Origin of the sequence: Saccharopolyspora rectivirgula DSM 43747 (assembly GCF_000497205.1) — a bacterium.
Lineage (GTDB): Bacteria > Actinomycetota > Actinomycetes > Mycobacteriales > Pseudonocardiaceae > Saccharopolyspora > Saccharopolyspora rectivirgula.
On the sequence record NZ_AYJW01000001.1, the window covers coordinates 91,145 to 113,897 of the forward strand.

Annotated in this window: 26 protein-coding genes; 3 read left to right on the forward strand and 23 right to left on the reverse strand. The window is 70.4% G+C overall.

Going from position 1 to position 22,753, the window contains the following annotated elements; translation table 11 throughout:
* Positions 1-96: 96 nt before the first annotated feature.
* From SREC43747_RS0100430 to SREC43747_RS0100500, 15 genes are all read right to left on the reverse strand, one after another.
* On the reverse strand, positions 97-684 hold the full coding sequence (locus tag SREC43747_RS0100430; RefSeq protein ID WP_029719181.1) for a TlpA disulfide reductase family protein: 588 nt from the start codon (positions 682-684) through the stop codon (positions 97-99).
* The gene (locus tag SREC43747_RS0100435; RefSeq protein ID WP_029719182.1) at positions 681-1,316 is read right to left on the reverse strand and encodes a histidine phosphatase family protein; all 636 of its coding nucleotides are present in this window, start codon (positions 1,314-1,316) and stop codon (positions 681-683) included. The genes SREC43747_RS0100430 and SREC43747_RS0100435 overlap by 4 nt, the downstream gene beginning before the upstream one ends.
* Positions 1,313-2,596 carry a glutamate-1-semialdehyde 2,1-aminomutase gene (hemL, locus tag SREC43747_RS0100440; RefSeq protein ID WP_236622949.1) on the reverse strand — a complete coding sequence of 428 codons (1,284 nt, stop codon included), beginning with the start codon at positions 2,594-2,596 and terminating at the stop codon, positions 1,313-1,315. The genes SREC43747_RS0100435 and hemL overlap by 4 nt, the downstream gene beginning before the upstream one ends.
* 114 nt (positions 2,597-2,710) lie before the next feature.
* On the reverse strand, positions 2,711-3,034 hold the full coding sequence (locus SREC43747_RS0100445) for a hypothetical protein (protein WP_029719184.1): 324 nt from the start codon (positions 3,032-3,034) through the stop codon (positions 2,711-2,713).
* A gap of 28 nt (positions 3,035-3,062) precedes the next feature.
* Entirely contained in the window at positions 3,063-3,500 is a 438-nt protein-coding gene (gene mce1N, locus SREC43747_RS0100450) for a transport-regulating membrane protein Mce1N (RefSeq protein ID WP_029719185.1), read from the reverse strand.
* Complete coding sequence (locus SREC43747_RS0100455; protein WP_029719186.1) at positions 3,497-3,925, reverse strand: hypothetical protein; 429 nt, start codon at positions 3,923-3,925, stop codon at positions 3,497-3,499. The genes mce1N and SREC43747_RS0100455 overlap by 4 nt, the downstream gene beginning before the upstream one ends.
* Complete coding sequence (locus SREC43747_RS0100460) at positions 3,922-4,596, reverse strand: hypothetical protein (protein ID WP_051387469.1); 675 nt, start codon at positions 4,594-4,596, stop codon at positions 3,922-3,924. The genes SREC43747_RS0100455 and SREC43747_RS0100460 overlap by 4 nt, the downstream gene beginning before the upstream one ends.
* A 51-nt stretch (positions 4,597-4,647) precedes the next feature.
* On the reverse strand, positions 4,648-5,172 hold the full coding sequence (locus SREC43747_RS0100465) for a hypothetical protein (RefSeq protein ID WP_152528268.1): 525 nt from the start codon (positions 5,170-5,172) through the stop codon (positions 4,648-4,650).
* A gap of 51 nt (positions 5,173-5,223) precedes the next feature.
* Entirely contained in the window at positions 5,224-5,796 is a 573-nt protein-coding gene (locus SREC43747_RS0100470; protein ID WP_051387472.1) for a hypothetical protein, read from the reverse strand.
* On the reverse strand, positions 5,793-6,776 hold the full coding sequence (hemB, locus tag SREC43747_RS0100475) for a porphobilinogen synthase (protein ID WP_029719190.1): 984 nt from the start codon (positions 6,774-6,776) through the stop codon (positions 5,793-5,795). Before hemB ends, SREC43747_RS0100470 begins: the two co-directional genes overlap by 4 nt.
* A gap of 85 nt (positions 6,777-6,861) precedes the next feature.
* Positions 6,862-8,394: a bifunctional uroporphyrinogen-III C-methyltransferase/uroporphyrinogen-III synthase gene (locus SREC43747_RS0100480; protein WP_029719191.1), complete on the reverse strand. Its 1,533-nt coding sequence runs from the start codon at positions 8,392-8,394 to the stop codon at positions 6,862-6,864.
* An 18-nt stretch (positions 8,395-8,412) separates the two neighbouring features.
* On the reverse strand, positions 8,413-9,348 hold the full coding sequence (hemC, locus tag SREC43747_RS0100485; RefSeq protein ID WP_029719192.1) for a hydroxymethylbilane synthase: 936 nt from the start codon (positions 9,346-9,348) through the stop codon (positions 8,413-8,415).
* The gene (locus SREC43747_RS0100490; protein ID WP_029719193.1) at positions 9,345-10,733 is read right to left on the reverse strand and encodes a glutamyl-tRNA reductase; all 1,389 of its coding nucleotides are present in this window, start codon (positions 10,731-10,733) and stop codon (positions 9,345-9,347) included. Before SREC43747_RS0100490 ends, hemC begins: the two co-directional genes overlap by 4 nt.
* Positions 10,730-11,566 (reverse strand): redox-sensing transcriptional repressor Rex, encoded by an 837-nt coding sequence (locus SREC43747_RS0100495; RefSeq protein WP_152528272.1) that lies wholly within the window; start codon positions 11,564-11,566, stop codon positions 10,730-10,732. Before SREC43747_RS0100495 ends, SREC43747_RS0100490 begins: the two co-directional genes overlap by 4 nt.
* Before the next feature lie 358 nt (positions 11,567-11,924).
* On the reverse strand, positions 11,925-12,161 hold the full coding sequence (locus tag SREC43747_RS0100500; protein WP_029719195.1) for a glutaredoxin family protein: 237 nt from the start codon (positions 12,159-12,161) through the stop codon (positions 11,925-11,927).
* A 302-nt stretch (positions 12,162-12,463) separates the two neighbouring features.
* Between SREC43747_RS0100500 and SREC43747_RS0100505 the strand changes: the two genes are divergently transcribed.
* Together SREC43747_RS0100505 and SREC43747_RS0100510 are read left to right on the forward strand one after the other, a co-directional pair.
* A complete protein-coding gene (locus tag SREC43747_RS0100505) occupies positions 12,464-13,096 on the forward strand; it encodes a sigma-70 family RNA polymerase sigma factor (RefSeq protein ID WP_029719196.1) in 633 nt (210 codons plus the stop codon).
* Between the two features lie 248 nt (positions 13,097-13,344).
* Positions 13,345-14,244: an HAD family hydrolase gene (locus SREC43747_RS0100510; protein ID WP_037331104.1), complete on the forward strand. Its 900-nt coding sequence runs from the start codon at positions 13,345-13,347 to the stop codon at positions 14,242-14,244.
* A gap of 1 nt (position 14,245) precedes the next feature.
* Here the strand turns inward: SREC43747_RS0100510 and SREC43747_RS0100515 are convergent, their stop codons facing one another.
* The 5 genes from SREC43747_RS0100515 to proC all read right to left on the reverse strand — a co-directional run bounded on the left by SREC43747_RS0100515 (position 14,246) and on the right by proC (position 17,873).
* Positions 14,246-15,187, reverse strand: coding sequence for a lysophospholipid acyltransferase family protein (locus tag SREC43747_RS0100515; RefSeq protein ID WP_029719198.1), 942 nt, complete (start codon positions 15,185-15,187; stop codon positions 14,246-14,248).
* 11 nt (positions 15,188-15,198) lie between these two features.
* A complete protein-coding gene (locus tag SREC43747_RS0100520; RefSeq protein WP_029719199.1) occupies positions 15,199-16,233 on the reverse strand; it encodes an NAD-dependent epimerase/dehydratase family protein in 1,035 nt (344 codons plus the stop codon).
* A 206-nt stretch (positions 16,234-16,439) separates the two neighbouring features.
* Positions 16,440-16,541, reverse strand: a complete 102-nt coding sequence (locus SREC43747_RS20395; protein WP_010241351.1) for a 30S ribosomal protein bS22 — start codon at positions 16,539-16,541, stop codon at positions 16,440-16,442.
* Positions 16,542-16,714: 173 nt separating this feature from the next.
* Positions 16,715-16,939, reverse strand: coding sequence for a helix-turn-helix domain-containing protein (locus SREC43747_RS0100530; RefSeq protein ID WP_029719200.1), 225 nt, complete (start codon positions 16,937-16,939; stop codon positions 16,715-16,717).
* A gap of 133 nt (positions 16,940-17,072) precedes the next feature.
* Positions 17,073-17,873, reverse strand: a complete 801-nt coding sequence (gene proC, locus SREC43747_RS0100535; RefSeq protein ID WP_029719201.1) for a pyrroline-5-carboxylate reductase — start codon at positions 17,871-17,873, stop codon at positions 17,073-17,075.
* 141 nt (positions 17,874-18,014) lie between these two features.
* On the opposite strand from proC, the gene SREC43747_RS0100540 reads away from it, so the two are divergent.
* Positions 18,015-19,640: a long-chain fatty acid--CoA ligase gene (locus tag SREC43747_RS0100540; RefSeq protein WP_029719202.1), complete on the forward strand. Its 1,626-nt coding sequence runs from the start codon at positions 18,015-18,017 to the stop codon at positions 19,638-19,640.
* 41 nt (positions 19,641-19,681) lie between these two features.
* Here the strand turns inward: SREC43747_RS0100540 and SREC43747_RS0100545 are convergent, their stop codons facing one another.
* From SREC43747_RS0100545 to SREC43747_RS0100555, 3 genes are all read right to left on the reverse strand, one after another.
* Positions 19,682-20,479 (reverse strand): thioesterase family protein, encoded by a 798-nt coding sequence (locus SREC43747_RS0100545; RefSeq protein WP_029719203.1) that lies wholly within the window; start codon positions 20,477-20,479, stop codon positions 19,682-19,684.
* A gap of 109 nt (positions 20,480-20,588) precedes the next feature.
* The gene (locus tag SREC43747_RS0100550; protein WP_051387473.1) at positions 20,589-21,452 is read right to left on the reverse strand and encodes a sugar phosphate isomerase/epimerase family protein; all 864 of its coding nucleotides are present in this window, start codon (positions 21,450-21,452) and stop codon (positions 20,589-20,591) included.
* Positions 21,453-21,585: 133 nt separating this feature from the next.
* Entirely contained in the window at positions 21,586-22,647 is a 1,062-nt protein-coding gene (locus SREC43747_RS0100555) for an Rv0497 family membrane protein (protein WP_029719205.1), read from the reverse strand.
* Positions 22,648-22,753: the final 106 nt, after the last annotated feature.

A 22,753-nucleotide genomic window follows, 5' to 3' on the forward strand; every position in this document is an offset into this window, starting at 1 on the left:
GGGCCAAGGTCCCGATTTTGCAGGACCTTGGCCCCGAAAGGACTTTCCCGGCATTCCCGGCGGGAAGCTCGCCGCTCGTCCCGGTGCGCCGCAGCACTAGGCGGCCGGTTCGGCAGCCACCTTCTGCACTTCCGGCAGCAGCTCGCTGGCGAGCATCTCGGTGAGGAACACCGCGGCCACCCGGTGCTGGCGGTCCAGCACGATCGTGGCCGGCACGGTGCTGCGCGGGAAGTTCCGCAGCGCCAGCAGGGAACGGCCCGGCGGGTCGTAGATCGACGGGTAGGTGAGCCCGCGGTCCCGGTGGAAGTCCGCCGCCGCCTGCCGGCTGTCCCGCACGTTGATGCCCAACACCTGGACGCCCTGCTCCGCCGTCTTGTCCTGCACTTCCTGCAGGTCGTCGGCTTCCGAACGGCACGGGCCGCACCACGAGCCCCAGATGTTGAGCACCACGACCTGTCCGGCGAAGTCGTCCAGGTGGATCTGCTCGCCCGGCTCCAGCAAGCTCTCCCCGGACAGGCCGGTGACCCGGCCGCGCTCCTGCGGTTCGTAGTGGATCCTGGTCTGCCCGCCCGGCGAGACGAAGGTGAATTCGCCGTCGTCAGAACCGGTTCCAGCCGTGCAGCCGGTGAGCAGCACGGCCAGCACCGCGGCGAGCGGCCCGAGTCGGCTCAGCCACTTCCTCATGCGCCGGTCACCTTCGGGTCCGTCTCCCCGGCCGGCTCGACGTAGGCGATCCGGACCAGTTCCTCGTCCCGGAACACCAGGCTGGTCACCGAAGCCAACGAGCACTGCCGGTGCCGCGGGTCGTGCCACATCCGCCTGCCTTCCAAGAACCTGCGCAGCGTCCAGATCGGCAGCTGGTGGGACACGCACACCGCCTCGTGGCCCTCCGCCTGCTGCCGCGCCCGGTGCACCGCACCGAGCATCCGGTGCGCGATCTGCAGGTACGGCTCCCCCCACGAAGGACGGAACGGATTCCACAACTTCGGCCAGTGCCGCGGCGAACGCAGCGCCCCGTCGCCGACCGAGACCCGCAGTCCCTCGAACTTGTTGTCCGCCTCGATCAGCCGCTCGTCGGTGTCCACCTCGAGCTGGCAGAGCGCAGCGATCGGCGCCGCGGTCTGCTGGGCCCGTTCCAGCGGCGAAGCGACCACTTTCCGGATGGCCCGGCCGGCCAGGAACTCCGCCACCATCTTCGCTTGCTGCTCCCCCCGGTCGGACAGCCGGTAGCCCGGCAGCCGTCCGTAGAGGATTCCCTCGGGGTTGTGCACCTCACCGTGTCGAACCAGGTGCACCACGGTCTTCTGTCCACTCATGCCTGCTCCGGAGGAGTCGCCGCGGCGGCGGCCCGAGCCGCGTGCGGCAGTGCCGCCTCGATCGTCTCGAAGGCCTCGTCGTCCATCGCCGCGTTGACGAACCAGCACTCGAACGCGCTCGGCGGCGGGTACACCCCGCGCTTGAGCAGCTCGTGGAAGAACGGGCCGTACCGCCAGGCCTGCTGGTCCTGCACCTGCTCGTAGTTGTGCGCCGGGGACTCCCGGAACACCACGCTGAACAGGTTCCCGGCGACCGAGAGCTGGTGCGCCACCCCCGCTTCGGTCAGCGCCCGGGTCACCATCCCGCCCAAGCGCTCGGCGTTGCGGTCCAGAGCCGCGTAGACGTCCTCGTCCGCGGCCCGCAGGTTGGCCAGACCGGCGGCCACCGCCACCGGGTTCCCGGCGAGCGTGCCCGCCTGGTACACCGGGCCGGACGGCGCCAGGTGGGCCATGACCTCGGCCCGCCCGCCGAACGCGGCGGCCGGCAGCCCGCCCGACATCACCTTGCCGAAGGTGTACAGGTCACCGGCGACCCCGTCCAGGCCGTACCACCCGGCGCGGGAAACCCGGAAACCGGTCAGCACCTCGTCCATGATCAGCAGGGCGCCGTGCTCCCGGGTGATCTCCCGCAGGCCGGCGTTGAACCCGGGCTGCGGCGCGAGCGCGCCCATGTTCCCGGCCGCCGCTTCGGTGATCACCGCGGCGATCTCCGAGCCGTGCTCGGCGAAGGTCTGGCGCACCGCCTCGAGGTCGTTGTACGGCAGCACCAGCGTGTCCGCGGCCTGCGCCCCGGTGACCCCGGGCGAAGTCGGCAGCCCCAGCGTGGCCACCCCGGAGCCGGCGCTGGCCAGCAGCGAGTCCACGTGCCCGTGGTAGCAGCCGGCGAACTTGACGATCTTGCGGCGGCCGGTGAAACCACGGGCCAGCCGCACCGCGCTCATCGTGGCCTCGGTCCCGGAGTTGACCAACCGGACCTGTTCGACCGGCTCCACCCGGTCGATGATCTCCTGCGCTAGCTCGATCTCCCCGGCGCTGGGGGTGCCGAAGGACAGCCCGCCCGACGCGGCGTCCCGCACCGCGCGCACCACATCGGGATGGGCGTGGCCGTTGATCATCGGCCCCCAGGAGGAGACCAGGTCGACGTACCGGTTGTCGTCGGCGTCCCACAGGTACGGCCCCGATCCGCGGACCATGAAGCGCGGCGTCCCACCGACCGACTGGAACGCGCGAACCGGTGAGTTCACCCCGCCCGGGGTGACCTTCCTGGCGCGGTCGAACAGTTCGCGAGACCGCGGAGCCGGATCATCCTTCGAGTTCGAAGCGGGATTAGCAGGAGTTTCGGCAGTCACGACCCCAGTGTGACAGGCTGCGCGGCGTGCGCCGGACCACCCCGGTCAGTACCGCTGCCTCCGCTGCCGCAGCTGCAGCACCCGGCGACCGGCGTCCACCAGCAGCAGGCCGGACAGCATGCCCAGCATGATCCCGATCGTCAGCCAGTTGCCGAAGGAGCGGGTGACGGTGTCCAGCCCGGCGTCGGAAATCCCCAGGTGGATGGTCACGCTGCCGTTGCCCCACGACCGCTGGGCGGCGTACCCCAGTCCGAGCGCGGCCAGCACCTCCACCCCGGCCAGCAACGGGCCCCGGGCAGCGGTCGCCGGCTCGCCGGACCGCTCGCCTCCTGCTGGTACCTGCTCCGGACGCGATTCCACGAACGTCACCCGACCAGGCTCTCACGTCGCGGCAGCACTAGCGGTCCTCCACCAGCCGGGCCAGCTGGGCGCTCAGCTCCTCGGGGGCCTTGGCCCAGGCCAGCACCACCTCACCGCTGGTCAGCCGCAGCGGCACCGCGGTGGTTCCCCGGGGCACCGTCCAACTGCCGCCCAGCACCCGGGCACCCACCGGGGTGCCCACCTCGCTGACCGCGTCGATGCGGGACACCGGCAGCTCCTCGCGCCCCTGCCGCAGGGTGGTGGTGGTCAGCCGCACCGAGCACAACCGCCGGCGGCCGTACACCCACAACGCGGTCGCCAGGGTGAAGACCCCGCCGATGAGCAACCACCACCCCAGGTGCCGCGGCCCCGGGGACCCGATCTCCACCAGCGCGCCCAGCGCGGCGAACAGCGGCCCCCAGCACAGGGGCCACCAGCTGCTGCCGCGCTCGGCATACCGGACTCGTTCGCTCATCGCTCCCCGGTCAACCAGTCCGTGCTGGCGCGCTGCCACAGGAACACCGCGGCCAGCACCCCGATCACCAGCACCACGGCCTGCACGCTGAACACCGCCCCGGTGCCCAGCACCATCACCAGGTGGCACAGCGCCACCACCGACAGGGCGATCCGAGCCCAGTGCTGCTGGCGGAACAGCAGCGCACCGAAACCGAAGTAGGCGGCGGCGAACAGCACCGCCAACGCGGTGTTGGTCCACAGCAACCGCTCCGCTCGGCTGGTGGCCTCCTCCGGCGCGACCAGGCCGCTTTCCAGCACCTGCTGCGGCAGCTCGGCCCGGCCCGCCCACATCAACCCCGTCTGCAGCAGCAAGAACAGCGCCACGATCCACCACAGCACCACGGCCAGCACCAGCTGCCGAGGCGGTCGCGGCGCTGCGGTCATGCCTGCCTCGCCGCGTTGAAGTACCAGTTGGAGGGCTTCAAGTAGACCAGCACGAGGAAGGCGATCATGCCAAGACCGCTGATCGCCTGGTCGAGGACGGTCACCACGAGGAACGAGGTGGGCATCTCAACGCCCTCCAGCGACCCGTACCCCCCGGTGCCGAGCCCGCTGGCCAGCCCGGAGATCACGTTGAGCAGCCAGATGGCGGCGAAGATGGTCAGCACCACGCGCGCCCAGTTGCGGCCCGCTCGCATCTTGAAGCCGAACAAGATCCACAGCGCGGTGAGGATCAGCATGAGCACGGTGACGAAGATGGAGACGCCGAACACCAGCCCCTGGGCGAACTGGGAGAAGCCGTCCTGCACCTCGGCGACGTACTCGTCGGTGGCCACCTCCTGGCGGAAGGCCTGGTCGACGGCCTTCTGCGCGAGGAAGAAGCTCAGCACGTTGAAGATCACGGCCAGCAGCGGCACCGCCACCGCGATCCAGAACGCCGCTTCCACGGTCTTCGGCCGCGGCACCCGGGGCGGGGTCGGCGCGGGCGGAGCGGCGTACGGGTTCGGCGCCTGCGGCAGCGGTCCGGACTGCGGGACGGGGTGCGGCCCCGTGCCACCAGCCGCCTGCGGCGGGTAGCCCGAGGGCTGCTGCCAGGGATTCTGCGGAGAACTCACGCGCAAACAGTATGGATCTTCGCGCCGACTTGTCCACCAGATCCGGAAAAGTCACCGTCGTCGGGAGAGCTGGAAGTACTCGTTGGACGAGTGCAGGTGCACCAGCAGCAGCGTGGCGCCGACCGAGAGCACCTGCACCACGGCGAGCAGGGTTTCTCCGCTGAGCGCGGAGCTGCTGAAGACGCTCTGCGCGGCCAGCAGGATCCACACCGCGCCCAAGACGGTGACCGCCACCCGAGCCCAGTTGCGCCCCCGGCGCATGAAGTGCAGCAGCGCGATCCACACCCCGGCGACGAGCACCAGCGCCAGCACCGCCACCAGCACGGTCACCTGCCGCAGCGCGCGGATCTGCTCCAAGGTGAAGCGCTGCCCGTCCGCGGTGCGCATCTGCTCCACCATGGCCCGCAGTTCGGCGTCCGACACGGACAGCACCGAGAACGCGAAGATCGCGAAACCCACGAGCACGCTGAACAAGCCGGCCCAGAACGCCAGCTCCACCGAACTCGGCCGGGACGCCCGACCGGATCCCCCCGGCACCGGGCGGTGCGCGCCCCCGGCCCCATGCGACTCCGCCACCTCGTCAGAGTAGCCAGCCCCCATCGGGCCGGCCAGCGGAAAACCTCCTGGTCAGTACCCCTGCCAGGGGGTGCCGAGCTGGTACCGCGGGCGGTTGGTGGCGTGGAAGTAGCGGTTCACCGAGGGGTGGAACAACAGCACCACCGCGGCGGCCTCCAGCAGCATGATCACCACGCTGAACAGCACCTGCGAGAGCGTGAGCGGTTGCGCGGTGAGCTGCTCCACCGCATCGGAACCGAGCGCGGCGAGGGTGAGCACCGACAGCAGGGTCAGCACCACGTAGCCGGCGCCGTAGATCGACAGCACCACCCGAACCCAGTTCCGCCCCTGCAGCAACCGGTTGGTCAGGCGCACCACCACCAGCAGGATCAGCGCCTGCAGCAGCAGCGCGAACAGGATTCCGCTGTTGGCCGCGGCGTCGATCTGGTCCTGCGGCAAGTCCGGCTGGGCCTTGTGCAGGACGTCGATGAGGGCCTCCCGGTCGGCCAGCTGCCAGATGGTGCGCAGCGCGCTGACGAGCGCCGCGACGATCCACAGCATCCGGGAGATCAGCAGGAACCGCGGTGGTTGCGGCTTGTTCTCCTCGGCACCGGAGGTGTCCGCTCGACCGTTCGCCTGCGTCATCGCCTCACACCCTGCAACCAGCGAGCTGCCTGCACCGCCCAGTAGGTCAGCACGATGTCCGCCCCGGCCCGCCGGATGGCGGTCAGCGATTCCAGCACGGTCCGCTCGCGCTCCAACCAGCCGTTGGCCACCGCGGCTTCGATCATGGCGTACTCGCCGGACACCTGGTAGGCGGCCACCGGCACGTCGCTGATCGAGGCCACCTCGCTGAGCACGTCCAAGTAGGACATGGCCGGTTTGACCATGACCATGTCGGCGCCTTCGGCGAGGTCCAGCTCGGTCTCCCGGATCGCCTCCCGGGCGTTGGCCGGGTCCTGCTGGTAGGTGGCGCGGTCCCCCTTGAGCTGGGAGTCCACCGCCTCCCGGAACGGGCCGTAGAAGGCCGAGGCGTACTTCGCCGAGTAGGCCAGGATGGAGGTGTCCGCGAAGCCGGTGGCGTCGAGCGATTCGCGGATCACGCCGACCTGGCCGTCCATCATGCCGCTGGGGGCGACCACGTGCGCACCGGACTGCGCCTGCGCCACCGCCATCTCCCCGTAGATCTGCAGGGTGCGGTCGTTGTCCACGGTGCCGTTCTCGGCGAGCACCCCGCAGTGGCCGTGGTCGGTGAACTCGTCCAGGCACAGGTCGGCCATCAGCACCGTCGCGTCACCGACCTCCGAGGCCAGATCGCGCAGCGCCACGTTGAGGATCCCCTCCGGGTCCACCGCTCCCGACCCCATCGGGTCGTGCTTCTCCGGCACCCCGAACAGCATCAGGCCACCGACACCGGCTTCCACCGCTTCCACCGCCGCTTTCCGCAGCGAGTCGCGGGTGTGCTGGACGACCCCCGGCATCGAGGAGATCTCGACGGGTTCGGTGGCGCCTTCCCGGACGAACATCGGCAGCACCAGGTGCCGCGGTTCCACGGAGGTTTCGGAGACCAGACGGCGCAGCGCTGGGGTGCGGCGCAATCGGCGCGGGCGGTCCGACGGGAACATGGCAACTCCTCTGTGGAAATCCGGGGAAGTTCAGGGACCAGAATCCGGCACCGGCCGGGTGGCGCGTGCCACCCGGCCGGGACGGTCAGCTGCGGCGGGTCCGCTTGGCCTTGCGCGGCGGCGGGAGGGCGCCCTCCGCGCGGAGCTTCGCCGCGTGGGCGGCGAGGCAGTCCACCAGTTCCTCCACCCGCGGGTTCTCCGGCTGCACGTCGACGCGCAGACCGAACTCCCGCGCGGTTTCGGCGGTCTTCGGGCCGATGCAAGCCACCAGCGTGCGGGCGTGCGGCTTGCCGGCGATGCCCACCAGGTTGCGAACCGTGGAGGAGGAGGTGAAGCACACCGCGTCGAACCCACCGGTCTTGATCATCTCGCGGGTCTCGGCCGGCGGCGGCGCGGCGCGCACGGTCCGGTAGGCGGTGACGTCGTCCACTTCCCAGCCGCGCTCCTGCAGCCCGGCGGACAGCGTCTCGGTGGCGATGTCCGCGCGCGGCAGCAGCACCCGGTTGACCGGGTCGAGCACGTCGTCGTACGGCGGGAAGTCCTGCAGCAGGCCCTCGCTGGACTGCTGGCCGGACGGCAGCAGCTCCGGCGTGATGCCGAAGGAGCGGACCTTCTCCGCGGTGGCCTCCCCGACGCAAGCGATCTTGACGCCGGAGAACGCCCGCGCGTCCAGGCCGAACTCGTTGAACTTCTCCCACACGGCGCGAACCGCGTTGGCCGAGGTGAACACCACCCACTGGTAGCGGCCGTCCACCAGGCCCTTCACCGCGCGCTCCATCTGCGCCGGGCTGCGCGGGGGTTCCACCGAGATCGTGGGGACCTCGTGCGACACCGCACCGTGCGACCACAGCCGATCGGTCATCACCCCGGCCTGGTCCTTGGTGCGGGGCACCAGCACCTTCCAGCCGTACAGGGCGCGGGATTCCCACCACGAGAGCTTGGCGCGGTCGGCGATCACGTCGCCGATCGTCACCACGAGCTGCCCCTGCAGCTCGCCGGCGTCCGCGGCCAGCGAAGCGAGGGTGGTCTCGATGGTGCGCTGCTGCACCGTGGTCCCGGAAGCGGTCACCGCCACCGGGGTCTGCGGCGCCCTGCCGTGCTCGGTCAGCGCCGAGGCGGCCTCGGCCAGGTGGCTGCCGGTGGTGTGCAGGACCAGCGGCCCGGGCACGGCGGCCAAGCCGGCCCAGTCCACGTCGTTCTTGACGTCGACCTCGGTGTGCACCGGCCCCAGCGCGATGCCCGCGTAGGAGGGCACCGCCGCACCGGCCGTGACACCGGGAACGACGTCGAAGGTGGCACCGGCCTTGGCGACCTCCTGGACCTCGCGGATCACCGCTTCGGCGGTCAGCGGGTCACCGGCCACCAGCCGGACGACCGATCTGCCGGTCGCTGCTTCGTTGGCCAGGTCTTTGGCGACGTCGGCCGGCTCGCCGACGGCGGGGCGCACTTCGGCGCCGTCCGCGGCGAGGCCGACGATGTCGGCGGGAACATCCGGGTCGGTCACCAGCAGCGAAGCACTGGTGATCACGTCCCGCCCCCGGACGGTGAGCAGCCCGGCATCACCGGGACCGGAGCCCACGAAAGCAATTCGTCCGGGAGTCTTACCTGCTCGGGTCATCAGGGCACTCCCCATCAACTACTGCCCGGGGCCGCTGACCAGCGCGGCCCTGGCTTCAAGCAGCCGGGCTGCCAGCTCCCGGCCCAGCTGCTCAGCTGCGGTCGTCTCACCAGTGACAGAGGCGCGCACCAACTGGTCGTCGTCGGCCGCGACCACTCCGCGCACGAACAGCCGCTTCTCCACGCGGCCATCTGCCCGGGGTTCCTCGGTCACTTCGGCCAGCGCGCCGACCGGCGCCGAACAACCCGCTTCGAGCGCGGCCAACATGGCCCGCTCTGCGGTGACCGCGACGCGGCTGGCCTCGTCGTCCAAAACGGACTGGAGAAGGTGCTCGGTGTCCACATCGTCGACGCGGCACTCCACTGCCAGCGCACCCTGGGCAGGGGCCGACAGCATGACTTGTGGATCGAGCGTTTCAGTGATCACCTCAAGCCGGCCCACTCGGGCCAGCCCGGCGCGGGCGAGCACGACGGCATCCAGCTCGCCGTCGGTCACCTTGCGCAGGCGGGTGTCAATGTTGCCGCGAATACCGCGCACCTCCAGCCCCCGGCCGAGGGCCTTCAGCTGGGAGATGCGGCGCGGCGAACCGGTGCCCACAACGGAGCCCGGAGGCAGTTCGTCGAGCGTCAGACCGTCCCGGGCGCACAGCGCGTCCCGCGGGTCCTCCCGCACCGGGACGGCCGCCAACGACAACCGGGGGTCCGGCTCGGTCGGCAAATCCTTGAAGGAGTGGACGGCGACGTCCACCTCCCCGGCGATGAGCGCCTCGCGCAGCGCGGAGGTGAACACGCCAACCCCGATCTCCGAGATCGGAGCCGAAGACTGGTCGCCCGGAGTGGTGACAGGCACCAGCTCGGTCGGGTGGCCAGCCTTCTCTAACGCTTCGGCGACCCAGGCGGTCTGCGCCATCGCCAGCGCGCTCCCCCTGGTGCCGATGCGGAGGGTCTTGTTCAACGGTCCTCACCGTCCTGTTCTGCCCGATCGCACAGCTGCGCGCGGGACGCCTGGGTCTTCTGGCCCCCGCCGGGTTCTTCCGCGTGCGGGGTGCCCAGCACCGCTGTGCTCTGCTGATCGAGCTCGAAGAGTTCCCGAAGGGCATTGGCGTAGCTGGCGCCACCTGGCACCGACGCCAGCTGCTTGACCCGAACCGTGGGCGTGTGCAGCAGTTTGTCCACCACTCGCCGGACGGTACGGACCAGTTCGTTGCGCACGTCGGAGTCCAGCTCGGGGAGCCGGGAGTCCAGCCGCAGCAACTCCTTGTCGACCACTTCGGCAGCCCGCTTGCGCAGCGCGGTGACGGTCGGGGTGACCTCCGCGGAGCGCTGGGCGGCCAGGTAGTTGCGCAGCTCTTCGGCAACGATGCGCTCGGCCCGCTCGGACTCGTTGCCGTTGCGGGCCTCCGACAGCCGCTGCTGCAGGCTCGCCAGGTCCACCACGGTGACCCCGGGGAGCTGCGCGACCTCCGGCGCGACGTCACGCGGCAGGCCGAGGTCGCAGAACACCAGCGGGCGCTCGTCCCGGGTGGTCAGCGCAGCGGCCACGTCCTCCTCGGTCACCACCGCGCCCACTGCCCCGGTGCAGGAGACCACCAGGTCAGCGGCGGCGATGGCGGAGTGCAGTTCGCTCAGCGGCACGGTGCGGGCCGGGACGCCGTCCGCCCGCACCGACTCGGCCAGCCGCTGCCCGTTGGCCTCGGTGCGGTTGGCCACCACGACTTCGCCGATGCCGGCCCGCTTGAGCTGGGCGGCGGCCAGGCCGCCCATCGAACCGGCGCCGACCAGCAGGGCCTTCCGGCCGGCCAGCCCGCCGAGGACCGCGTCGGCGTCGGACAGCGCTTCGGAGACCACCGAGGCGCCCTCGTTGTCGATGTCGGTCTCGGCGTGCACCCGCTTGCCGACGCGCAGCGCCTGCTGGGCCAGTTCGTGCAGCGTCTTGCCGACGGTCCCGACTTCGGTGGCTTCCTGGTAGGACTGGCGGATCTGGCCGAGGATCTGCGCTTCGCCGACGACCATCGAGTCCAGCCCGGCCGCCACCGAGAACAGGTGCTCGACCGCCGCGCCGGCGTAGTAGACGTAGAAGTGGTCGGACAGGTCGCCGACCTCGGCACCGGCGTGCCGGGCCAACACCCGGATGACCTCGTCCAACCCCCCGTGGAAGGTCTCCGCGACCGCGTACACCTCCACCCGGTTGCAGGTGGAGAGCACGAAAGCTTCTCCGATCTGCTCGTTGTCCAGCAGCTCCCGGAGGATCTTGGCCAGGTCGTCGGCGCCGATCGCAACTTGCTCCAGCACCCGCACCGGAGCGCTGTGGTGCGAAATCCCGACGGTGAGCAGGTTCACGGCCGAACCACCATCCCATCCACGGAGTCGATCTCGTCTGGTACCTGGCCACCGGCCTCTGGCGGCCCGACATCGGCGGCTGCGGACGATTCGGGCTGCTCGTCCTTCTCCGAGCTCTCCTGCTGCCGGCGCGCCACGTGGAACGACAAGATCTGCATTTCCACCGCCAGGTCGACCTTGCGCACCTCGACGTTCTCCGGGACCTGGAGGACGACCGGCGCGAAGTTCAAGATGCACTGCACCCCGCCGGCGACCAGGCGGTCGCAGACGTCCTGGGCGCCTTGGGCCGGGGTGGCGATGACACCGATGGTGACCTCCCGCTCCGCGCAAACCCGGACGATGTCGTCGACGTGGTTCACCGGGATGCCGCCGACCGGCACTCCGATCAGGTCCGGGTCGAGGTCGAACAGGGCGACCACCGGGAACCCGCGGCTGGGGAACCCGGCGTAGTTGGCCAGCGCGTGCCCCAGGTTGCCGATGCCGACCACCGCGACGCTGTGCTTGCGGGTCAGGCCGAGGGTGCGCTCGATCTGCCCGATCAGCACCTCGACCTCGTAGCCGACCCCGCGCGTCCCGTAGGAACCGATGTAGGACAGGTCCTTGCGGAGCTTGGCGGAGTTCACGCCCGCCGCGTTGGCCAGCTCCTCGCTGGAAACGGTGCTGACCTCCTGCTCCCGCAGCCCGGACAGCACCCGCAGGTACACCGCCAACCGGGCCACCGCCGCTTCGGGAATGGCCCGCGCCCGCTCGCGCGCTGGCGGTACCTCGACAGCCGGGGACTGCTTGGATTCGAGCCGGGAATCGGCCTCAGTCCCCCCGTGGCCGTCCCGCATGTCCCCTCCGTCGGCCGTCACGCTTGGTCTCCCTTGCCCTGCCTGCACTCGTGCCGTAGCCCAGCTGGAAGTCGCTACGGCGTCCACGTGGTCGCAACCGCCCGGTCGAGCCCGGACGCGCTGCCCAGCTGCGGGCGTTGACCGCGCCAAGCCGCTCCGGCCGACTCAGCACCTGATTCCCCGGAACCGGGTAGTACGACCGTTAACACCGTAACCACTTGTGAATACACGCACAAAGTCGCGGGTCCGCTGTGCGCCGCACTCACTGCACTTCGCCAGACATCATTGCCGATTGCCCCCCGACGTGCCAAAACGCGTGGCCTGGGGCACTTTTTCCCGCTCGCCGCCGGCCGGTCGATCAGCCGGCGAGGGCGCGCCGCAGTCGCTCCTCCTCAACCCGCCAGTAGCCGTGTTCCGCGCCGTCGACCAAGATCACCGGAACCCGATCACCGTACTCGGCCTGCAACTCCGGGTCGGAGTCCACGTCCTGGGCCTCCCAGGTGGCGCCGAGCTCGCCGCAGATCCGGCGCACGTCGGCCACCGCTTGCTCGCACGCGTGGCAGTCCCGGCGGGTCAGCACCGTGACCTGGCCCATTCCAGCCTCCAGAAGCCGCAGTTCTCGCCCTCATCCAAGCTACTCCGAGTAAGAAATTTATGGCCGCCACCCGCTGTGAAATTGGCCGCTCACACGAGTTAACCCGTGCGGAAAATCACTCCGACGCACCAGCCTGCAATTACTCAACGTAGTTGAAATGTCACTCTTAAGCTCTACCTACTTCCCAGTAACAACACGTATGCTGCTGCTCCAACGCCATGCCCCACGGCGTTAACGGCTCGGTCGCGACGCCTCCCCAACCCCGCGGCCGTCCGTCGCCACAACGGCTGGAGGTCGGAGATATGAGTCGTCCGCAAACTCTCGAGCCCCCCGCCCCCCGGACCGCCCCGAGCACCGCAGCGACCGCGGCCGTCCCGCACCCCCAGGACTCCTGGGCCCAGGTGAGCGCCGCGCAACGCGGGGACAGCGAGGCCTTCGGCTGGCTCTACGCCGAATACGCCCAGGTCGTGTACCGCTACGTGCTGCTGCGGGTGAGCGACCACTGCCTGGCCGAGGACATCACCAGCGAAACCTTCCTGCGCGCGCTGCGCCGGATCGCCTCCATCAGCTACCAGGGGCGGGACGTGGCGGCCTGGTTCATCACCATCGCCAAGAACCTCATCCTCGACCACATCAAGTCCAGCCGGAACCGGCTGGAGGTCCCCATCGCCGACCCGGCCACCGTGCACCTGAACAACGCCCAGCAGCACGGCCCCGAGCACCGGGTGCTGAGCGAAGCGACCCAGCGGGAACTGCTGCGCTGCATCCGCGAGCTCAACCCCGATCAACGGGAGTGCATCAAGCTGCGGTTCCTGCAGGGCAGATCGGTGACCGAGACCGCCACGATCATGCGGCGCAACGAAGGAGCCGTCAAAGCCCTCCAGCACCGGGCCGTCCGCCGACTGGCCCAGCTGCTGCCCAAGGACATCCGGTAACTCCCCGGCCGGGTGGAACGATTGAGCAGATGCCGGGGAGCGAGCGGATTTCGTGACCCGATCGGGACGGTTACAACTGGAGCCACCCGGTCAACAGCTGCCGGAAGAGCTCCTAAGCTAGAACCCTACTGACCGGCCAGGTTCAACTACGCCTGGTTCCGAGGACGAGACAGCAGACCGGAGTACCCCGGGGAGGCGCGGCGGTGCCGACACGTCATGGCCCAGCCGAGGACGCACACCAGGACCGGCTGCCCACATCCACCGATTCGCCGCGAACCCGCCAGTTGGACAGCGCCAAGCTCGCTGGCCGAGCTTCCGCCGAAGCTGCTGTCGCCGCGGTCCCGACGACCGGTGACCAGGACACCACCTCCGTAGACCTCACCGCTGCCGCGTTCTTCGACGTCGACAACACGATGATGATGGGCGCGTCGCTGTTCCACTTCGCCCGTGGAATGGCCGCGCGGAAGTTCTTCACCGCGACCGACCTGGCCGGGTTCGCCTGGCAGCAGCTGAAGTTCCGGATCGGCGGCACCGAGAACCCCGAAGTCATGCAGGCCAGCCGCGAGCAGGCGCTGTCGTTCGTGGCCGGCCGCAAGGTCTCCGAGCTGGTCGAGCTCGGCGAGGAGATCTACGACGAACTGATGGCCGACCGGATCTGGGAAGGCACCCGGGCCCTCGCCCAGATGCACCTGGAAGCCGGGCAGCGCGTGTGGCTGGTCACCGCCACCCCGGTGGAGCTCGCCCAGATCATCGCCCGCCGACTGGGCCTGACCGGTGCGCTCGGCACCGTCGCGGAGAACTCCGACGGCGTCTACACCGGGCGGCTGGTCGGCGAGCTGCTGCACGGGCGGGCCAAAGCGCACGCGGTGCGCGCCCTGGCCGCCAGCGAAGGCCTGGACCTGCGGCGGTGCACCGCCTACTCGGACTCCGCCAACGACCTCCCGATGCTGTCGGTGGTGGGCACCGCGGTGGCGGTGAACCCGGACCCGCAGCTGCGCGAGATCGCCCGCAGCCGGGGCTGGGAGATCCGCGACTTCCGCACCGGCCGCAAAGCGGCCCGGATCGGCTTGAACTCGATGCTGGGAGCCAGCGCCATCGCCGGCGCGGTCGCCGCCGGGCTCGCCTACCGGCGCCGGGACCGCTCCTGACTCAGCCGAGGAACACGTTCTCCCGCTGGGACAGCAGCCGGTAGATCGTGTGCTGGATGGTTTCCCTGATCTGGTCGCTGAGGTTGAACACCAGCATCGGGTCGTCCGCGGCCCCCGGCGAGTACCGCGCCGTCTCCACCGGCTCGCCGAACTCGATGTACCACTTCGTCGGCAGCGGAACGGCGCCCAGCGGCCCCAGCCACGGGAACAGCGGGGTCACCGGGAAGTACGGCAGGCCGAGCAGCCGCGCCAGCGGCTTGATGTCCCCCACCTTGGGGTAGATCTCCTCAGCACCCACGATCGAGCAGGGCACGATCGGTACCCCGGTGCGCAGCGCGGCCGACACGAACCCGCCCCGGCCGAACCGCTGCAGCTTGTACCGGTCCTTGAACGGCTTGCCGATGCCCTTGAAGCCCTCCGGCCACACCCCCACCAGCTCGCCGCCGGTGAGCAGCCGCTCGGCGTCGGGGTTGCAGGCCAGCGTGTGCCCCGCCTTGCGCGCCACCGCCCCGACCACCGGAAGCCGGAACACCAGGTCCGCCCCCAGCATCCGCAGGTGGCGGTGCGCCGGATGGCAGTCGTGCAGCGCGACCGCGGTCATCAAGGCGTCCCAGGGCAGCGTCCCGGAGTGGTTGGCGACCACCAGCGCGCCGCCCTCGGCCGGCACGTTGTCCAGCCCGGTCGCCTCCACCCGGAACCACTTGTCGAAGAAGGGTCGCAGCAGCGGGAGGAACACCTGGTCGTTGAGCTCGACGTCGAAGCCGAACTCGTCGACCTGGTAGTCCCCCAGGACCCGGCGACGCGCGAAGGCCAGCACGTCGGCCAAGCTCTCCGCCCAGGACTCGCCGCCCTCCGGGGGGACCGAGCACCCGGTGGTCCAGGAGGGCGGCTCGGCCCCCTCCCCCTCCTGCGGGTGCAGTGGGATCACCTGCGCGTCGGCCATCGGTCCTCCCGTCAACGGAACTTCGCCAGCAGCTCGACCGCGCCGCGCTCCAACGCCCGCACCTGCTCCGGCGCCACCACCGGGCGCAGCCCCCGCCCCCGGACGAAGTCGTCGAAGGCGTCCTTGGTGGTCCACCGCGGGGTGATCCCGAACCGGGTGCGCAGCCGGGTGGTGTCCAGCACCCGGCCGAAGTGCAGGTAGCGCAGCTGCTCCGGGGAGAAGTCGACCAGCCGGGCCCCGCGGAAGAACTTCGCCAGCGGGGACACCGCGAACCGCGGCAGGGGCATGGCCACCCGCCCGGCCCGCCGGATCGCCTGGGACAGCATCAGCACGCCCTCGCCCGCGACGTTGTAAACCCCCGGCAAGTCGGCCAGGGTGGCGCGCTCCAGCACCGCCAGCGCGTCGTCGGAGTGCAGCAGCTGCAGCCGGGCGTCGAACCCCAGCACCGTCGGCACCGCCGGCAGCGAGAAGTACCGGGTGAGCATGGCGTCGATCTGCGGTCCGATCAGGTTGCTGAACCGCAGCGTGGTGATGTCCACGTCGGGCCGGCGGCGGCCGAAACCGCGCACGTAGCCCTCGATCTCCACCGCGTCCTTGGCGTACCCCGAGCTGGGCAGCCCCTTCGGCTCCATGTCCTCGGTGAACACCGCCGGGTCGCGCGAGCTGGAACCGTAGACCGCGCACGTGGAGCGCACCACCAGCTTGCGAATGCTCGGCGCCTTCTGGCAGGCGGCCAGCAGCTGCATGGTGCCGATGACGTTCATTTCCTTCATGGTGATCTGCCCGTGCGGGCCGACGTGCGAGTTCACCGCGGCGTGCACCACGGTGTCCACCTCGGCGTCGGCGATCACCTTGGCGATGAAGGGATTGCGGATGTCAGCGCGGACGAACTCGGTGCGGCCCATCCGGCGCAGCAGGTCCCGGTGCGGCTGGACGGTGTCCACCCCGATGATCCGCTCCACCGCCGGGTTGGCGGCCAGCCGCGCTGCGAGGTGCCCGCCGAGGAACCGGCTCACCCCGGTCACCAGCACGACGTTAGGGCTCATGGATCTCCCCGCGTTTCCCGTCGGCACCGCCGGAGCAGACCAACACCGCGAACACGGTCGATCACCGGCAGCACACGATTCCGGGATGAACGTAAAGGGAAAGCGATCGAGCGGCTACCCGAACCCGTTCGATGTGACGGATCCGATCGTCCTGAGCCCGGAAAGACCAACCGCCGCCGACCCTGCTGGCCGACGGCGGTGAAGGCTCACTTGCCCAGCTTCCGGCGCTGCACGCGGGTTTTGCGGAGCAGCTTGCGGTGCTTCTTCTTGGACATGCGCTTGCGGCGCTTCTTGATGACCGAGCCCATAAGGACTCCTTCGCTGTTGACGGCAGTTCGTAATGTCCTCCCGTGCCGGTGCAGCCGCCGAAGCGGGCACCAAGGCACCGACCAGATAGCGTACCTGGCCAGCGATTGAGCCCTTCAGGGGCGGTGGGGCAAGCGCGTCCACGGCCGCTTCCGGCCGGAATTCCCCGACGTCCTCAGCGAGCGCCGTGGTAGGAGCTCTCCAGGTACTCGTGGACGTCCTTTTCCGCCACCCGGAAGGAACGGCCGACGCGGGCGGCGGGCAGTTCACCGGCGTGCACCAGCCGGTAAACGGTCATCTTGGAAACGCGCATCAGCTTGGCGACCTCAGCGACGGTGAGGAACCGCACCTGTCCCATCGCCTGAGGACCCGACTGGCCGGGCTCGGAGTTGGCAGACATGCTGCACCGTTCCCCTTCAGCTCGTGTCGCGCCGCCGACTTCCCCCGGCGGAACCTCACGCACGTGCCAATTCGAGAGTAACGGGACAGCTGGGGTGGGTGCGATCCGCAAAAAGTCCTGCTGACCTGCGAAATCAATCATCAGCTCGGCCGAGCTGCACGGACCGGTCCCGGGCCGCCTCGACCGCGTCGAACACCGCTGCGCGCACCGCGTGGTTCTCCAACTGGCGGATCCCCGCGGCCGTGGTCCCGCCCGGAGAGGTGACGGCCTCCCGGAGCGTGACCGGGTGCCCGTTCCGCAGCATGGCCGCGGCGCCCGTCGCCGACTGCACCACCAGCTCGGTGGCCGTCTCCCGCGGCAGCCCGAGCAGCACCCCGGCGTCGATCATGGCCTCCACCACGTAGAAGAAGTAGGCCGGGCCGGACCCGGACAGCGCGGTGACCGCGTCCTGCTGGCCCTCCGGCACCCGCACCACCCGGCCGACGCTGCCCAGCAGCTCCTCGACCAGCTCCAGGTGCTCGTCGGTGGCGTGCGTGCCGGGCGAGATGGCGCTCATCGCCTCGCCCACCAGCATCGGGGTGTTCGGCATCACCCGGACCACGGCGGTGCCCTCCGGTAACCGGCGCTCGAAGAGCCCCGTCGACAGGCCCGCGCACATCGAGACGACCAGCTTGCCCGCCGGCAGGTTCGGTGCCACCTCGTCCAGCAGGGCGCCGATGTCCTGCGGCTTGACGGAGATGACCAGCACATCGGCCCGCCGCGCCGCGTCCGGCACCGACAGCTGGGTCAAGCCGTACTTGTCGGCCACCTCGGCCGCCCGCTCGGGCCGCCGTTCGGTGAACACGAGCTGCTCCGGCGCGCGGCCCGCCTGCAGCAGCCCGGACAACAGGGATTCACCGATCTTGCCGGCTCCGAGTACGGCGATGGTCGTCATAGGGCTCAGGGTGCCAGAACACGGGGAGTGCCCTTTGCCAGGGCCTCCCGTGAGGGGCCGGGAGCAGCTACCGTGTTGCACACCACGTGACAGCTGCCACAGACGAGCGATCTTGGCGTTGGCCGAAGGAGATCAACTTCCATGTTGAGCACGATGCAGGACGGGTCGCTGTCGATCCGGCGCATTCTGGAGCACGGCACTGGCCCGCACGGCGCCTCCGAAGTGATTACCTGGACGGGCGGGGAACCGCGCCGCCGCAGCTACGCGGAGATCGGCCGGCGGTCTGCCCAGCTGGCGAACGCGCTGCGCCAGCTGGGCGTCACCGGGGACGAGCGGGTGGCGACGTTCATGTGGAACAACGCCGAGCACCTGGAGGCCTACCTCGCGATCCCGGCGATGGGCGCGGTGCTGCACACGCTCAACATCCGGTTATTCACGGAGCAGCTGGTCTACATCGCCAACCACGCCGAAGACCACGTGGTGCTGGTGGACGCCACGCTGGTGCCGCTGCTGCAGAAAGCGGTGCCGGAGCTGAAGACGGTGCGCCACGTCGTGGTGGTCGGTGGTGACCCGGCTTCGATCTCCGTCCCCGCCGGCATCGAAGTGCACGACTACGAGGAACTGCTGAGCGGCCAACCGGACACCTTCGACTGGCCCGAGGTGGACGAGCGCGCGGCCGCCGCCATGTGCTACACGTCCGGCACCACCGGCAACCCCAAGGGCGTGGTGTACTCGCACCGCTCCATCTACCTGCACTCGATGCAGGTGTGTATGACCGACGGGATGGGGCTCTCCCAGAGCGACCGGGCGCTGGCCGTGGTGCCGATGTTCCACGCCATGTCCTGGGGGCTGCCGTACGCGGCGATGATGGTCGGCGCGTCGATGATCATGCCCGACCGGTTCCTGCAGCCGGAGCCGCTGGTGCGGATGATGGAGGCGGAGAAGCCCACGATGGCCGCCGCGGTTCCGACGATCTGGCAGGGCGTGCTGCAGCAGCTGGAAGCCACCCAGGCCGACGTCTCCTCGTTGAAGGAGGTCGTCGTCGGCGGCGCCGCCTGCCCGCCCTCCCTGATGAAGGCGTTCGAGGAGAAGTTCGGCATCACCGTGCTGCACGCCTGGGGCATGACCGAGACCTCCCCGCTGGGCAGCGTGGCCCGTCCGCCGGCCGGCAGCACCGGGGAGGAGCGGTGGGCGTACCGCACCAGCCAGGGCCGGATGCCGGCCGGTGTGGAGTCCCGCTTGGTCGGCGACAACGGCGAGGTGCTGCCCAAGGACGGCAAAAGCATCGGGGAGCTCGAGGTCCGCGGCCCGTGGATCACCGGCGCCTACTACGGGGACGACGACCCGGAGAAGTTCCACGACGGCTGGCTGCGCACCGGTGACGTCGGGTACGTCACGCCGGACGGCTTCCTGCAGCTGACCGACCGGGCCAAGGACGTCATCAAGTCCGGCGGCGAGTGGATCTCCTCGGTCGAGCTGGAGAACGCGGTGATGGCCCACCCCGCCGTCGCGGAAGCCGCGGTGATCGGGATCCCGGACGAGAAGTGGTCGGAACGCCCGCTGGCGGCCGTGGTGCTCAAGGAGGGCCAGCAGGTCGAGGCCGTGGAGCTGCGGGAGTTCCTGCGGGACAAGCTCGCCAAGTGGCAGCTCCCGGAGTACTGGACCTTCATCCCGGAAGTGCCGAAGACCAGCGTCGGCAAGTTCGACAAGAAGGTGCTGCGCAAGCAGCACGCCGACGGTGAGCTGGACGTGCTCCGGGTGGAATGACCGGCTTGCCGGGCGGGTCGCGCAGGCCCGCCCGGCACCGCTCAGGAAGTCTTCGGGATCAGCGCCAGCTGCCTGGCCTGGCACACGATCCGGCCCGCCGAGTCCACCACCGTGGCGTCCTCGTCGAACCAGGTGCCCTGCACGAACTTGGACTCCGCGACCACGCGCAGCCAACCGTCGGACGGCACGGCCCGCAGCAGCGCGGTGAGCTGCACCGTCGGGGTCCAGCCGTAGTGCCCGAGGTTGTAGGTGACCGGCACGGTGATGTCCCCGGCGACGAGGGAGAACAGCAGGTCCGGCTGGCCGCCGCGCGGCTTCGCCCACAGCCGCAGGCGGGGCTCCCCCCGCTCGCCGTTGAGGAACGCGGCCTGCTCGGGGTCCAGGCGCACGTCGCAGACCTCGGCGAGGGCGAAGAGCTTGCGCGCGTCCCCGCCGCCGAGGTCGATGGCGTCGCTGGGCGGGGTGGCCGGCATGTCCGGCACGTCCAGCCAGGCGACCTCGTCCACCGACGGCTTGCCGAGGGTCGTGGTGGTGTCCACGCACACCTGGCCGCGCTGCTCCAGCGCGGCGCGGACGACGGTCGCGGTCCGCCCGGTCTTGACCACCTCGGTGCGGATCAGCACCGGCCCCACCCGGGGTGGGCGCAGGAACTGGGCGCTCACCGCCAGCGGGTCCAAGCCGGTCAGTTCAGTGGTGGCCTGCGCCAGCACCGCCAGCAGGTACCCGCCGTGCGGTCGCTCGCCCACCGCCCAAGCGGGGTGCAGATTTGTCACGAAGGTCCCATCCCCCAGCGAGCGGACCGCAGTCGCCGCCTGGAATGGCTCCACCACATCGTTCACGTAACGCCCACCGGTCGTGTCAATCCTGTGGCGGAAAGTCCGCGCACCTGGCACATGGTCACCAATTCTAAGTACCACAAAACGGGAAGTTGATCAGTCCCCGGGAAGCCTATCCGCGGGGCAGCGGCTCCAGGTGCCGGCGGGTGAACAACAGCGACTCGGCCAGCAGCGCCATGCGCTCCTGCACGGTGCGCGCCTTGCGGGTGTTCACCTCCAGGACCACCGCTCCCCGGTAGTCCTCCGCGGCCAGCGCCTCGCACAGCTCGGCGCACGGCTGGCTGCCCTGCCCGGGGACGAGGTGCTCGTCCCGGGCGGCACCGGTCCCGTCGGCGAAGTGGACGTGCGCGAGCTGGTCCTTCATCCGCTTGAACAGCTCTATGACGTCCATGTGCGCGGCCGCGGCGTGCGAGAGGTCCAGCGTGTAGTTCCGGTAGCCCACCTCGGTGGGGTCCGGCGAGGGGGTGAACGCGGACAGGCCGTTGAAGCGGCCGTTGTGCAGTCTGCTCAGCGAGTTCGGCGGCCGCAGCGGGTACATGTTCTCCACCGCGACGGCTATCCCGCTGGTTTCCTCCAGCTCGGCGACGAGCTCCCCGAACCGCTCGGCGTACCGGCGCTGCCAGCGGAACGGCGGGTGCACCACCACCGTGGAGGCGCCGAGTTCGCTGGCCGCCACCACCGAACGCCGGAGCCGCTCCTCCGGGTCGGCGGACCAGACCCGCTGGGTGATCAGCAGGCACGGCGCGTGCACCGACAGCACCGGGACCCCGTAGCGCTCGGACAACCGGCGCAGGGCGCCCACGTCCTGGCTGACCGGGTCCGCCCACACCATCACCTCGACCCCGTCGAAACCGAGGTCGGCGGCCATTTCGAACGCCGCTCGAGCGGGTTGGGGCCAGACCGACGCGCTGGACAACCCGACCGGAATGCGCCCGGGGACCGTCTCGTGGAGTTCGGGGAGTTGGTGCGCTGTCATGTCCTGCTTACTGCGGTAGTCCTGCTGGCGAGTACACAGCGTGCCAAGCCAGGCGATGGTATCAGCGGCACGACCGGTGCGAGTAAGCACCGGTTGACGCTGCGTGCAAACCCCCGGCAGCCGCCGCTCGAGGCTAGTTGAGCAGCAGCAGTGCCACCGGGGAAACGGTGCAGGCCAGCCCCACCAGCACTGCCAGCAGGATCGTCTGCAGGTCGTCGGTGCGCAGCACCTTGCGGGCGATCAGCACCAGGGCACCGGTGACCACCAGCGCCGCGACGAGCGCGGCGATCGAGTTCAACACCCACAGCCACTGGAAGGCGAAGAACACCGCGCCGCCGCCGAGCAGCCCGGCTGCGCCTTGCGCGATGAGGATTCCCCACTCCTTGGCCGGGGACCGGGGCTTCTCCTTCTCCTCCTCCGGGTCGTACTCGGCGTCCAGGCCGGCGGGCAACTCGGGGTCGTAGTCGTCGTCGACGTCGTCGGACAGGTCGTCGCCGTAGTCGTCACCGGCCTCGCCGTAGGGGTCATCGGTCCCGTACCCGGAGTCGTCGTAGCCCGCCTGGTCCCGCTGCTCCTCCTGCTCGGCCGCGGTGGTGGTGGGCAGGTCCAGCACCTCGGTGCCCGCCTCGTCGACCGGCTGCTCGGTGACCTTGGGCAGCTGCTCGGTGACCCCCTCGACCGGACGCGGTTCCGCGGCGGCCGGCGGCGGGGACTGCGGAACCGCCACCGGTGGCTGCTGCACGGTGGCTTCCGCCGCGGTCTCCGGCGGCACTTCGGGGGTCTCCGAGCGGCCTCCGGCTGCGAACCGCTGCGTCCAGTAGCTGGTCGGCCCCTGCTCCGAGGCGGGCGGCGGTGCGCTGGGCCGCTCCGGAGCGGCCGGCCCCTGCCCGGCCGGTGGTTCGGGCTGGGCCGGGTTTTCTCCGGCAGGTTGAGCGGGTTGGGCCGGCTGCGGCGCGTCCTTGCCGGACCGCGACCGGGAGCGCCGGTGCGGCGGCGGCTGCTCATCGGTGATCGGGCGCAGCTTCCCGCTGTCCGACAGCACCCGGTCGATGATCGCCTGCGGGGCGGTTTCGGTGGGGTCATCAGCTCGCCGGCGGCGCCGCCGGGTAGGGCGCTGGGAGTTGCCGCCGTACGCGGCGAGCAACTCCGCCACGGTGCGCTGGGTGGGCTGTTCGGCCCCGCTGTCCCGACTCATCGTTTCCACCGTGCTCCGTGCTGAGCAATTGGTCCAAGTACGTCCGCGACCTCCGGCTGCCTTCCGGCGCTCCTCCGGAGGGCGACGTCCGCGGTTGCACCGGGGC